Origin of the sequence: uncultured Zoogloea sp., assembly GCF_937894855.1 — a bacterium.
Taxonomy (GTDB): domain Bacteria; phylum Pseudomonadota; class Gammaproteobacteria; order Burkholderiales; family Rhodocyclaceae; genus Zoogloea; species Zoogloea oryzae.
Genome location: NZ_CALAYQ010000117.1, coordinates 1 through 12468, shown reverse-complemented (window position 1 = coordinate 12468; position 12468 = coordinate 1). Strand labels below are relative to the sequence as shown.

The 12468-nt window shown below is 67.2% G+C and carries 10 protein-coding genes; 5 read left to right on the top strand and 5 right to left on the bottom strand.

Features of this window, described 5'->3' with window-relative positions; all coding sequences use genetic code 11:
* Positions 1–9: 9 nt before the first annotated feature.
* Complete coding sequence (gene ald, locus Q0672_RS13505) at positions 10–1125, top strand: alanine dehydrogenase (RefSeq protein ID WP_298622984.1); 1116 nt, start codon at positions 10–12, stop codon at positions 1123–1125.
* 9 nt (positions 1126–1134) lie between these two features.
* Here ald and Q0672_RS13500 read toward each other — a convergent pair whose 3' ends face one another.
* From Q0672_RS13500 to argS, 4 genes are read right to left on the bottom strand one after another with little or no spacing between them, the layout of a single operon-like run.
* The gene (locus Q0672_RS13500; RefSeq protein ID WP_298622982.1) at positions 1135–1902 is read right to left on the bottom strand and encodes an SDR family oxidoreductase; all 768 of its coding nucleotides are present in this window, start codon (positions 1900–1902) and stop codon (positions 1135–1137) included.
* A gap of 54 nt (positions 1903–1956) precedes the next feature.
* The gene (locus Q0672_RS13495; RefSeq protein ID WP_298622980.1) at positions 1957–2601 is read right to left on the bottom strand and encodes a thiol:disulfide interchange protein DsbA/DsbL; all 645 of its coding nucleotides are present in this window, start codon (positions 2599–2601) and stop codon (positions 1957–1959) included.
* Positions 2602–2628: 27 nt separating this feature from the next.
* Positions 2629–3402, bottom strand: coding sequence for an SPOR domain-containing protein (locus Q0672_RS13490; RefSeq protein WP_298622978.1), 774 nt, complete (start codon positions 3400–3402; stop codon positions 2629–2631).
* Positions 3403–3420: 18 nt separating this feature from the next.
* Positions 3421–5154, bottom strand: a complete 1734-nt coding sequence (gene argS / locus Q0672_RS13485) for an arginine--tRNA ligase (RefSeq protein WP_298622976.1) — start codon at positions 5152–5154, stop codon at positions 3421–3423.
* Positions 5155–5276: 122 nt separating this feature from the next.
* On the opposite strand from argS, the gene Q0672_RS13480 reads away from it, so the two are divergent.
* From Q0672_RS13480 to Q0672_RS13465, 4 genes are all read left to right on the top strand, one after another.
* Positions 5277–5918: a hypothetical protein gene (locus tag Q0672_RS13480; RefSeq protein ID WP_298622974.1), complete on the top strand. Its 642-nt coding sequence runs from the start codon at positions 5277–5279 to the stop codon at positions 5916–5918.
* Positions 5919–5988: 70 nt separating this feature from the next.
* Positions 5989–7527: a ubiquinone biosynthesis regulatory protein kinase UbiB gene (ubiB, locus tag Q0672_RS13475; protein WP_298622972.1), complete on the top strand. Its 1539-nt coding sequence runs from the start codon at positions 5989–5991 to the stop codon at positions 7525–7527.
* A gap of 227 nt (positions 7528–7754) precedes the next feature.
* Complete coding sequence (rocD, locus tag Q0672_RS13470) at positions 7755–9872, top strand: ornithine--oxo-acid transaminase (RefSeq protein WP_298622971.1); 2118 nt, start codon at positions 7755–7757, stop codon at positions 9870–9872.
* A 9-nt stretch (positions 9873–9881) separates the two neighbouring features.
* On the top strand, positions 9882–10232 hold the full coding sequence (locus Q0672_RS13465; protein ID WP_298622969.1) for a YajD family HNH nuclease: 351 nt from the start codon (positions 9882–9884) through the stop codon (positions 10230–10232).
* 1306 nt (positions 10233–11538) lie between these two features.
* Here the strand turns inward: Q0672_RS13465 and Q0672_RS13460 are convergent.
* The gene (locus tag Q0672_RS13460) at positions 11539–12360 is read right to left on the bottom strand and encodes an IS3 family transposase (RefSeq protein WP_298622966.1); all 822 of its coding nucleotides are present in this window, start codon (positions 12358–12360) and stop codon (positions 11539–11541) included.
* Positions 12361–12468: the final 108 nt, after the last annotated feature.

The following is a 12468-nucleotide window of genomic DNA, read 5'->3' as shown; positions in this document are numbered from 1 at the left end:
GAGAAGATCATGAAAATCGGCGTTCCCAAGGAAACCAAGAACCATGAACATCGGGTCGGCCTGACCCCGGGAGCAGTCCGGGAGGTCGTCGCCCATGGCCACCAGGTGTTCGTCGAGACCGGCGCCGGGCTCGGCATCGGCGCCACGGATTCCGATTACGAACGCGCCGGCGCCACCATCAGCGCCAGCGGGGCCGATGTCTTCGAGGCCGCCGAGATGATCGTCAAGGTGAAGGAGCCGCTCCCCGACGAGCAGGCCCGCCTCAAGCCCCACCACATCCTGTTCACCTATCTGCACCTCGCCCCTGCACCCGAACTCGCCGAGGCGCTGCTTGCCAGCGGCGCCACCGCCATCGCCTACGAAACCGTCACCGCACCCGGCGGCGGCCTGCCGCTACTGGCGCCGATGTCCGAAGTGGCGGGGCGGATGAGCATCCAGGCCGGCGCCGCGGCACTCGAAAAATCCCATGGCGGCCGCGGCGTGCTGCTGGGCGGCGTGCCCGGCGTCGAGCCGGGCCGGGTCGTCGTGCTGGGCGGCGGCACGGTGGGCAACAACGCGGCCCACACGTCCGTCGGCATCGGCGCCGACGTGACCATCGTCGATAAATCCCTGGCCGTGCTGCGCCACCTGGACGAAGTGTACGGCGGGCGGGTCAAGACCCTCTACGCCACCCGTGACGCCATCGAAAGCGTGCTGCCCCATGCCGATCTGGTGATCGGCGCGGTGCTGATCCCCGGCGCCACCGCGCCCAAGCTGGTCACCCGCGCGATGCTGGCCACCATGAAACCCGGTGCGGTGATCGTCGACGTGGCCATCGACCAGGGCGGCTGCATCGAGACATCCCACCCCACCACCCACGCCGACCCGACCTTCGTGGTGGATGGCGTGGTGCACTACTGCGTCGCCAACATGCCCGGCGCGGTGGCCCGCACCGCCACCTACGCCCTCAACGCGGCCACCCTGCCCTACGTGCTGGCGCTGGCCGACAAGGGCTGGAAGGACGCCCTGAAGGACGACGCCGGCCTGCGCGCGGGCCTCAACGTGTGCAACGGCCACGTCACCCACCCGATCGTGGCCGATGCCCTGGGCAAGAAATACCTGCCTGCCATCACCCAGCTCGGCTGAGGGCGCCGGCTACAGATCGAGCCCGCGCGGCTTGCGGCCGGCGCGGGCGAAGATACGGTCGAACACCGCGTTGGGCAGGAGGCGCAGCAGTCTGGCCACCACGCCCATCTGCCAGGGGATCACCGTGTAGGTGGTGCCGGCGTCAATGGCCCGCACGAAGCGCCGGGCGGCTTCATCCACCGGCAGCATGAAGGGCATCGGGTAGCGGTTCACCGCGGTCATCGGCGTCTCGATGTAGCCGGGGGCGATGGTCACCACCCGCACGCCGCTGCCGTGGAGCTCGACCCTCAGGCTCTCGAGATAGGCAATCGCCGCGGCCTTGGAGGCGCTGTAAGCCCCCGCGCCGGGCAGGCCGCGGATGCCCGCCACCGACGCGATGCCCACCAGCCGCCCGCTGCCACGGGCCCGCATGGGCGCCGCAAAGGGCTGGAAGGTGGCCACCATGCCCAGCACGTTGGTGCGCATCACCCGCTCAAAGGCGGGCAGGTCGTCGGCTTCTTCGGTGAGCGTGCCCACGGACACGCCGGCATTGGCGATCACCACGTCCGGCAGGCCGATGCGCGCCACGAAATCCGCCGCCGCAGCCTGCAGGGCCGGGCCGTCAGCCACATCGACGATGTAGATGGCGTGCTCGCCGGGCAGGCTCGTCACCAGCGCAGCGAGGGCGTCACGACGCCGGGCTACGAGGCCCAGCACCGCGCCCCGGGCCGCGTAGTGGCGTGCCAGGGCGGCGCCGATGCCGCTGGAGGCACCGGTGATGAAGACGCGTTCGGTCACGGGATGAAAAAGGAAGCACGCCGCCCGACCCGGAAGCCAGGCGGCGTTGCGGGCTTACTTGCGGCCCTGTTCGCTGCGGGCGCGGGCGATCAGCTGATCCGCCACCTTGAGCGCCGCCTCGTGGGAGCCGGCGAGGGAGCCGGAGGTGAAGTACTTGCCGTCGATCGCCAGGGTCGGAACGCCGTCGATCTTGTAGTTGCGGGCGATTTCCTCGAAGCGCTTGACGCGCACGTTGGTGGTGAAGCCCCGGTACGCGTCGGAAAACTTCTTGGCATCCACACCCTTCTTGACGACCCATTCCTGGGCAGCGGCTTCGGTGTTGAGCGGCAGCTTCTCGGTCTGGACGGCGTCGAAGATCTGGCCGTGCAGGCGCGGCAGATCGCCGGTGGCGTCGAGCGTCGCGTACAGCCGGGCGAGGCCCACCAGCATCTGCTGGCCCCACATCACCGGGACGCGGGTGAACACCACGTCGGACGGCAGCTTCTTGACCCAGGCGTCGAGCACCGGATCGAAGGAACGACAGTGGGGGCAGCCGTAGTGGAAGAACTCCAGCACTTCGATCTTCCCCTTGGCCTCGGTGGGCTGGGGCGGCGAAACAAGTTCGAAGCCCTTGCCACTGCCCTGCGACCAGGCGGGCAGACCAAGGCCGCCGAGGGCTGCGAGGGCGGAGAGCTGTTTGAGGACGTCACGACGCTGCATTAGGGTTTCTCCTTCGATCCAAAGGACTCATTGAGCGGCGGTGGCCGGCTTTGGTTCCTTGGGTTTGATCTTCACGATGGCGGTGGTGATGCCGTTGGCGGTGAGGTTGTCCCGCGCCTTGGTCATCACGTCCTGCCCGAGGTAGGGGCCGGTGCGCACCCGATGCATCGTGCCTTTGTCGGGCACTTCGATCTTCTGGACGCTGGCCTCCACCCCCATCAACGCAAGACGCGCCTTCAGGTTGTCCGCTTCGGACGGGTCTTCGAAGGCGCCGGCCTGCAGGTAGAACTTCTCGGGCGCCGGGGCCGGCTTGTCGAGCAGCGCCGCCTCGGCCTTGGCGCGCTCGGCGCTGTCCATGCCTTCGGTGGACTTGGTCTTGTCGGCCTTGGCGGTGTCGGTGGTGGCGGCCTTGTCGGCTTTGTCGGACTTGTCCTTGGCGGGCTTGTCGGTCTTCACGACTTCGGTGGTTTCCTCGGGCTTGGTGGGCGCCGGCAGCGCATCCGAACCCTTGGGCAGCACGTTGTAGAAATCGAAGCGGGGCTTCTCGACAGGCTTGTCGCCGGCCTTGCCGGGCAGCGCGATGGGCTCGCTGCCCTGGGGCTTGGCCGGCGGCGCGACGACCGTCCGCTCGTCAGCAGGCTTGGGCTTGCTGAAGGGCGACGAGGCGGTGAAATACAGCGCGATCCCGGCAGCCACCAGGGCCCCCAGGATCAGGCCGACAAAAATGCCGACAAGGGTGCCGCCACGGCTGCCCGATTTGGGCTTCCTGGCTTGAGGACGTGGCTTGAGATCGCGACTCATGGATGGAGAAGTCCGGGATTACATCGAATCGGGAGCAGAAACGCCAAGCAGCGCGAGGCCGTTGCGGATCACCTGACGCACCGCGGCAGCCAGGGCCAGACGGGCCAGCTTGAGCCCCTCGTCGTCCACCAGCATCCGTTCGGCGTTGTAGTAGCTGTGGAACTCGCCGGCCAGATCCTTCAGGTAGAAGGCGATCTGGTGCGGCGCGTAGTCGGACGCGGCGCTCTGGACGACTTCCGGGAAGGCGGTGAGGCGGGCGCACAGGGCGAGCTCGCGCTCGTTGTCGAGACGGGCGAGATCGGCGTCGGCCAGATCGGCGAGGACGCCGTTCCACTGGCCCAGCACCGAGCACAGGCGGGCGTGGGCGTACTGGATGTAGTACACCGGGTTCTCGTTGCTCTGGCTCTTGGCGAGGTCGAGGTCGAAATCCAGATGCTGGTCGGCCTTGCGCAGCACGTAGAAGAAGCGGCAGGCGTCGTTACCCACTTCGTTGCGCAGCTCGCGCAGCGTGACGAACTCGCCGGAGCGGGTGGACATGGCCGCCTTCTGGCCGTCGCGGTACAGCACCGCAAACTGCACCAGCGCCACGTCGAGCTTCTCGGGCGGCAGGCCCAGTGCGGTGAGCGCGCCCTTCACGCGGGGGATGTAGCCGTGGTGGTCGGCGCCCCAGATGTCGATGATGCGGTCGAAGCCGCGCTCGTACTTGTTGGCGTGGTAAGCGATGTCGGACGCGAAATAGGTGTAGAGGCCGTTCTCGCGCTGGACGACGCGGTCCTTCTCGTCGCCAAAGGCAGTGGAGCGGAACCACTTGGCGCCGTCCTGTTCGTAGAGGTGACCGCGGGCTTCGAGCTCGGCCACGGCCTTCTCGACGAGGCCGGTGTCGAACAGCGAACGCTCCGAGAACCACATGTCGAAGGTGACGCCGAACTCCTTGAGATCCTCGCGGCCGTCGCCGAGTTGCTCGTTGAGCGCGAAGCCATGCACCCAGGCGTAATCCGGCCCGAGCAGGCGCTTGGCGTTGGCGATCAGCGCATCCAGGTGGCCTTCCTTGTCGGCCTCGACCGACGGGGCACCGGCCAGCACATCGGCGGCGGAAACCTGGGCGAAGCGGTCGGCGTGGCCGGTCTTGATCTGGGCGGCCATGTCCTTCACGTAGTCGCCCTGGTAGGCGTTGGGCGGGAAGGCGATGGCGATGCCGAAGAGATCGAGGTAACGCAGCCAGGTGGACAGCGCGAGGATGTCCATCTGCCGGCCGGCGTCATTGATGTAGTACTCACGGGTCACGTCGAAGCCGGCGAAATCCAGCACGTCGGCGAGCGACGCGCCATAGGCGGCGCCCCGGCCGTGGCCCACGTGGAGCGGACCGGTGGGGTTGGCCGACACGAACTCGACCTGCACCTTCACGCCGGACTTCACGCCGCGGCCATAGGCTTCGCTGGCGCCGAGTACCGCACCGACCACCGCCGTCTTGGCGTCAGCGGCGAGGGTGAAGTTGATGAAGCCGGCGCCGGCCACTTCGGTCTTGGCAACCAGCGGCGACTTGGGCAGCTCGGCCAGCAGCAGGGCGGCCAGCTCGCGGGGATTGCGCTTCAGCGGCTTGGCCAGTTGCAGCGCCAGGTTGCTCGCAAAATCCCCGTGACCGGCCTGCTTCGGACGTTCCAGGTTGATCGGGGTTTCGGCCTGGTCGGGCGCCACACTGATGAGGGCGGCACGCAGGAGGTCGGCAAGCTGGGTTTTCGGATCGGCGCTCATGGCAAATACTGCGACTAAAAGCACAGGATTATATCCAAGCGCCGGGCGTCCCGCCTGTCGTGCAAACTTTCGTGCGAATTAAGCCCGCCGACAAAGCGCTTGCTACGTGGCAAACTTGCCTCGTGAGCACTTTTTCCCGTCGTATCCCGGTCCGCTTCGCGGCTTTCGCCGCCAGCCTGCTGCTGGCGACGGGCGCCGCTGCCGACGCGCCCACCCTCGACTGGCGCCTGCCGCTACCGGCCGGCCAAGGCTGGCGGATCATCGACCTGCGCGAAGGCAACGGCATCCGCCACGAGGAATACGTGCCCCGCGGCCAGGGCATCGAGGACTACCGCGACCGCCTGCTCGTCCAGCGCTTCGGCGCCCAGGAGATGAGCCCCGAGGCCTACCTCGGCCACATCGCCGTCGGCCTGGCCCGGCACTGCCCGGAATTCACCACCAGCGGCCTCGTCACCGGCGCCCGCGACGGCCTCGGCCATTCCACCCGCACTGCCTACTGCAGCCGCTTCGGCGACCGGCCCTATGGTTATGTGGTGGCCCAGAAGGCCATCCGCGACGGCGACTTTCTTTTTGTGGTCGAGCGGGAATGGCGCCTGCCGCCGTTTTCCATCGAGTCCGACGGCACGGTCAGCTTCGGCGTTGCGGACGAAGCCGTGAAGCGGGACATCCGCAGCACCGTGCGCTGGCTCACCGAGCAGGTCCATCCCATCGCCCCGCCGCCCGCGCCTGCCCCTGCGCCAGCGCGTCCCCGCATCAGGCGCTGAAGCCCCCGCCCACGCTTCCGCCGGCCCGGCTTTCGGGGCACAATCCGCGTTTTCCTTTTCACTTGCCGCCGTGCGCCTCTTCCGACTCGTCAAGATCGTCTCCGTCAGCCTGAAATACGGCCTCGACCAGATGATCCTCTCCAGCGAGCCGACCGGCCGGCTGGCCTGGCTGGCGCGCGCGCTGCGCTTCGGCCGCCGTTTCGACGAGCCCTCGGGCGCCCGCCTGCGTCAGGCCCTCGAATCCCTCGGCCCGATCTTCGTCAAGTTTGGCCAGATGCTGTCCACCCGGCGCGATCTCCTGCCGCCGGCCATCGCCGAAGAGCTCGCCCGCCTGCAGGATCGCGTCCCGCCGTTTTCCAGCGAAGAAGCCCTGGCCCAGCTCGAAACCGCCTACGGCAAGCACGCCGACGAGGTCTTCGCCCGCTTCGAGCGCCAGCCGATCGCCTCCGCGTCCATCGCCCAGGTGCATTTTGCCGAGCTGCCCGATGGCACCGAGGTGGCGGTCAAGATCCTGCGACCCGGCATCGCCCCGGTGATCGCCCACGATCTGGCCCTGCTCGACGCCGCCGCGACCATCCTCGAAAAAATCTGGCCCGAAGGCCGCCGCCTCAAGCCGCGGGAAGTCGTCGCCGAGTTCTCCAAGTATCTGCGCGACGAGCTCGACCTGATGCGCGAGGCCGCCAACTGCTCGCAGCTGCGGCGCAACTTCAAGGATTCGGAACTGCTGGTGGTGCCCGAAGTGCACTGGGACTGGTGCACCACCAACGTGATGGTGATGGAGCGGATGAAGGGCATCCCCATCTCCCAGCTCGACACCCTGCGCAAGGCCGGCATCGATCTCAAGGCGCTGTCCCGCGCCGGCGTCGAGATCTTCTTCACCCAGGTGTTCCGCGACGGCTTCTTCCATGCCGACATGCACCCGGGCAACATCTTCGTCGCCACCGAAGGCGCCACCCGCGGGCGCTACATCGCGCTGGATTTCGGCATCATCGGCACCCTCAACGACACCGACAAAAAATACCTCGCCACCAACTTCCTGGCCTTCTTCCAGCGGGATTACCGACGCGTGGCGCTGGCCCACATCGAGGCCGGCTGGGTGCCCGCCCACACCCGCGCCGACGAGTTCGAAGGCGCGATCCGCGCGGTGTGCGAACCCATCTTCGACCGCCCGCTGAAAGACATCTCCTTCGGCAAGACGCTGCTGCGCCTGTTCCAGACCGCCCGCCGCTTCGAGATGGAAGTCCAGCCCCAGCTGGTGCTGCTGCAGAAGACACTCCTCAACATCGAAGGCCTCGGCCGCCAGCTCGACCCGGATCTCGATCTGTGGAAGACCGCCAAGCCCTTCCTCGAGCGCTGGATGAACGACCAGATCGGCTGGCGCGCCCTCGTCCGTCACATGAAGGACGAAGCCCCCGCCTGGGCCGCCACCCTGCCCCAGCTGCCGCGCCTGGTGCATCAGGCGCTGGCCTCCGAGAAGCGCGACGACGCCGCCCGCGCCGAGATCGCCCGCCTCGCCGCCGCCAACACCCGCCAGCGCCGCTGGCTCATGGCCACCGGCCTGGTGCTCGCCGGCCTCGCCGCCCTCGAAGGCTGGCGCTGGCTTGCCTGACAACTTCTGTCTCCCCGCCCGATCCTCCAGCAATCGAAACAATCGGGTAGCTACCATTCCGACCGACAACACATGACCGCCCGGTGACACCCTCACCCGGCGGCCATCCGCCCCTGCCCGGCGCCCGCGGTGCCGCCGGGCCAACGCCCGGCCTCCCCGGCCGGCGCTGAACAAACGCCCGCCGGCGCGCTCAAACACGCATCGCCCGCCGCATTCGAAGGAACACCATGCCAGCCCCGTTCGTGCCCTCCCGCCCGGTCCGTATCGTCGGCGTCGGCTCCTGCCTCGGCGCGCCGATCTTCGGCCCCGCCGCCGGCCCCCGCGCCCTGCGCGACTACTGCATCGAACCGCGCCTCAACCAGCGCGGCATCCGCGCCCGCTGGCAGACCCTGCTCGAACCCTCCGCCCCCAAGCCGCCCCACCCGCCGATGCACGAACGCCTCGGCACCGTGAGCCACCTGCTCCACGATCTGGCCGACATCACCGCCGCCATCTGCGCCGAAGACGCCATCCCGCTGGTGCTCGGCGGCGACCACGTGATCGGCGCCGGCACCTGGCGCGGCGTGGCCCGCCAGCTCGCCCCCCGCGGCAAGCTTGGCCTGATCTGGGTGGACGCCCACCTGGACGCCCACACCCCCCAGACCACCCACTCCGGCAACATCCACGGCATGCCCCTGGCGGCCCTGCTGGGGATCGGCGACGAAACCCTCACCGGCCTGCCCGGCCCGCACCTCGACCCCGCCCACGTGGTGATCGTCGGCGCGCGCTCGTGGGAGCCGGAAGAACCCAAGCTCCTCGAAAAGCTCGGCGTGAAGATCTTCTACATGCCCGAAGTGCGCGCCCGGGGCCTCGCCGCGGTGATGTGCGACGCCATGACCATCGCCCGGGAAGGCACCGCCGGCTTCGGCGTGTCGGTCGATCTGGATTCGATGGACAGCGCCAAGCTGCCCGCCACCACCTGCCTCGAACCCGACGGCCTCGACCCCCAGGAGCTGGTGGATACCCTCCACGGCCTGCGCAGCTGCGCCGATTTCGTCGCCCTGGAGATCGTCGAATACGTGCCCGAACGCGACCGCTGCAACAGCGGCGCCCAGTGGGTCGTCGAGCTCGCCGCCGCCGCCCTCGGCCCCACCACCTCCCAGCTGCGCTACCGGGAGGACACCTTCGGCGCCCGCAACTACGCGCCCCTGCCGGTGGTCTTCAGCCGCGGCGAAGGACCGTGGCTGTGGGACGTGGAAGGCCGCCGCTACCTCGACATGATGAGCGCCTACTCGGCGGTGAGCTTCGGTCACAGCCATCCGCGGCTGGTGCGCGCCCTCACCGAACAGGCCGGCCGCCTCGCTCTCACCTCCCGCGCCTACTCCAACGACCGCCTGCCCCTGCTGCTCGAGCGCCTGTCGGCCCTGCTGGGCTACGACCAGGCGCTGCCGGTCAATACCGGCGTCGAAGCCGTCGAGACCGCCATCAAGGCCGCCCGCAAGTGGGCCCACACCATCAAGGGCGTGCCCGAAGGCCAGGCCGAGATCATCGTGTGCGCCGGCAACTTCCACGGACGCACCACCACCGTGGTCGGCTTCTCGTCCGAAACCCAGTACCGGGCCGGCTTCGGCCCCTTCGCGCCGGGCTTCAAGACCATCCCCTTCGGCGACGCCGACGCCCTCGAAACCGCCATCGGCCCCAACACCGCGGCCTTCCTGTTCGAGCCGATCCAGGGCGAAGGCGGCATCAACATCCCGCCCGCCGGCTGGCTCACCCGCTGCGCCGAGATCTGCCGCACCCGCAACGTGCTGCTGATCGCCGACGAGGTCCAGACCGGCCTCGGCCGCACCGGCAAGCTGCTGGCCGTCGATCACGAAGGCGTGCGCCCGGATGGCGTGATCCTTGGCAAGGCCCTCGGCGGCGGCCTGCTGCCGGTGGCCGCCTTCCTCGCCGACGAGCGCCTGATGCAGGTCTTCCGCCCCGGCGACCACGGCTCCACCTTCGGCGGCAACCCGCTCGCCGCCGCGGTAGCCTGCGAAGCCCTGGCCCTGCTGGCCGACGAGAAGCTCGCCGAGCGCGCCGCCCGCCTGGGCGAGATCTTCCTCGCCCGCCTGCAGGCCATCGACAACCCGCTGATCCGCCAGGTGCGGGGCCGCGGCCTGCTGATCGGCATGGAGCTGGACACCACCCGCGTCACCGCCCGCACCGCCGCCGAATGGCTGCTCGCCCGCGGCCTGATGACCAAGGACACCCACGACAGCGTGCTGCGCTTCGCCCCGCCGCTGATCGTGGACGAAGCCACCCTGCTGAAGGCCGCCGAAGTGGTTGGCGACGCCCTCGGCGACCTCGCCCGCCGCACCGCCTGATCCCCTGCCATGAGCGAAAAACTCGACCGAATCGTCCTCGAAGCCCGCCGCGCCGCCGACAAGCGCGCCGAGGGCTACCGCGAAAAAGCCCTCAAGATCTACCCGTGGGTCTGCGGCCGCTGCGCCCGCAGCTTCACCCACACCAACCTGCGCGAACTCACCGTCCACCACCGCGACCACAACCACGACAACAACCCGCCCGACGGCAGCAACTGGGAGCTTTTGTGCGTGTATTGCCACGACAACGAACACCAGCGCCAACTCGAAGCCACCCAAGGCAACGTCACGGCCAAGCAGCCCGGCAAGGCCGCGACGCATTCACCCTTTGCGGGGCTGGCGGGGTTGTTGAAGAAGGATTGAGGGGAAAGCGAATCGGATCGCAAAGCAGGAAACCACGTAGGTCGGGTTAGCCCCTCGGGCGTAACCCGACGTCCCCTGCTCGGGCCCTCGCCTCAGCGGCCTCCTCACACCTTGCCCCGAACCGCAACCTGACGGACTGCTGTGGAAGCGCGTCGGGTTACGCCCTGCGGGCTAACCCGACCTACGGGCTGGGTGGAGCCAGGTCAGAGGGTTTCACGAACCGACCTTGTGTTCTCTGGCTCCCAGTAGCCTCCGCTGCCGTGATACGTCTCGGCATGAAGTGAAAACAACTCTCCACACGCGCTACAGCGGAAACGATGGCCAACAATGTCATCCCAATGCGCGCCTTCGGCGAGGGCCGCAAATGTGACTTGCGAAACTGGGGCAGATTCGGGCACCTCACTGATAGTGCCGTCATCACAGTTCTGCTTCGCGATTTGAATTGCTCGGCGCAAATCATTGGGCTGCCGAATTGCAAACCGCACGCACAGGTCTTTGCACTTCTCACATGACATGGACTGGAGGCCTTTAACGTCGGAGCTCACCGGGCTGCGCGGACAGAAGGGCGTCAAACATGCCGAAAGCGAAAAGACAAAATCTTGTCATGGAGCAGATCAGCTACCCTCGCGTCTGAGGCCACAGCGAACTCAGGTTCGCCTGACGCTGGGGCCGTAAGGTGAAGATATCTCGACTAGCCATTTGTTATCAACCTCTCCGGAGAGGCGATCGTGGGTAGACGAAAACTGCAGGAAGCCAGCCTTGATAATTTCCTGGATGAGTGAAGAAAAACTTGCGTCAGGTTCAATGCTGTATTCAGCCTCCAATGGCCCACATTGATCATCTTGGGGACAGCAAGCCTGTCGATGCACGGTGATCTTCATGGGCTACCTAATGTGTAGCAAATGACTGGCACCCAGGACGCGGGATTCTTCAAACCTGCAGCTCGTGACAAAGTGACCCATCGCTTTTCGCGTCGGGCCGGCGTCCATTCTTCTTGTGACGAAACGCCTCACCCCGCGCGCCCACGACCAGCAATCGGCTTCGCGGCGGCGCCGGCCGCGTATGCCAATCAAACCTATCGCCAACCAGCCCTCATGACAAGTTCTTTGTCGCGCTCGTGCTGCTCACGTGGGGCGTGCCTTGTCTGTCGGAGGTATCGGCGGCGTCGGGTGTCGGACTGAAGTCCGACCTACAGGGTGGGTGGGCTGGCGGGATGACCCGAAAGGCCGTCCAGCCCCAGGGTGCGGCCTTCGGGGCCTCAGGTTTTTCCCGGTTACCTGTATTGACCCAGCAAATCCTGCACAGGTCACGCCGCTAATGCGAATGCCTCAGCGGGTGTCTTCATATCCAACGCCTGGTGGGGCCGCTGGTGGTTGTAGAACTGGATCCAGTCGCCAATGACACGGCTGGCATGCTGCAGAGTCTCGAAGCGGTGGCGGTGGATGCACTGCTCTTTCAGCGTCCGGATCATCCGCTCCACCAGGCCGTTCTGCTGCGGCGTGTAGGGTGTGATGAATTCCTGCTTCAGGCCATAGCTTTTGACCAGCGCCGTGTAGCTGCGGCTGGTGAAGACCAGGCCGTTGTCCGAACGCAGCAGGAAGGGCTCCTTCACGCGTCCCAGCGTACCGAAGCGCGCGATCAGGGCCTGCTCCAGCGCGCTTTCAGCGGTGCGGGATTTGCCGCTCCGAGAAACATGCCAGCCCAGCAACTCCCGGCTGAAGCAGTCGATCACCAGTGCCAGTGTGGCCCAGCCGTCTCGTCCCGCCCAAACACGGCATAGATCCGTCGCCCACCGTTCGTTGGGCTGGGATGCCCTTGAGCGCCGAGCTTCGATCCGGGGCCGAAACCCGACCGGGCGCTTCCGGACCTGCCAGCCGCGCAGCTGGAACACCCGCTGCACCGTGTTCTTGTTGAACCCCAGCAGGTGGGCCACCGTCCGGTAGCCAAAGGACGGGTTGTCCTCGATCATCGCCTTGATCGGTTCGGCAAAGCGGGGTTGAACCTTTGGCGGGGACTTCACCGACTGGTAGTAGAACGTCCGACGGGGCACTTCAAACCACCGGCACAGCTGACTGATCGAGACGACGATCCCTTCTTCCTTGAGTCCCTGGCGGATCGTCTCGATCACTTCTCGTCCTCGCCCAGCAGGGACTGCAATTTTTTTCTGGCACGCAGCTCCAGCATCGCTTCTCCATAGGCTTCCTGGAGCTGCTTGATCTGTTTCTCGTACTGCTCC

Bases quoted from the DNA above. Each gene is read 5' to 3' on its own strand.
- rocD (WP_298622971.1), top strand. From the start codon at position 7,755: ATGCCAGCCCCGTTCGTGCCCTCCCGCCCGGTCCGTATCGTCGGCGTC.
- Q0672_RS13490 (WP_298622978.1), bottom strand. From the start codon at position 3,402: ATGAGTCGCGATCTCAAGCCACGTCCTCAAGCCAGGAAGCCCAAATCG.
- argS (WP_298622976.1), bottom strand. From the start codon at position 5,154: ATGAGCGCCGATCCGAAAACCCAGCTTGCCGACCTCCTGCGTGCCGCC.
- Q0672_RS13465 (WP_298622969.1), top strand. From the start codon at position 9,882: ATGAGCGAAAAACTCGACCGAATCGTCCTCGAAGCCCGCCGCGCCGCC.
- Q0672_RS13495 (WP_298622980.1), bottom strand. From the start codon at position 2,601: ATGCAGCGTCGTGACGTCCTCAAACAGCTCTCCGCCCTCGCAGCCCTC.
- ald (WP_298622984.1), top strand. From the start codon at position 10: ATGAAAATCGGCGTTCCCAAGGAAACCAAGAACCATGAACATCGGGTC.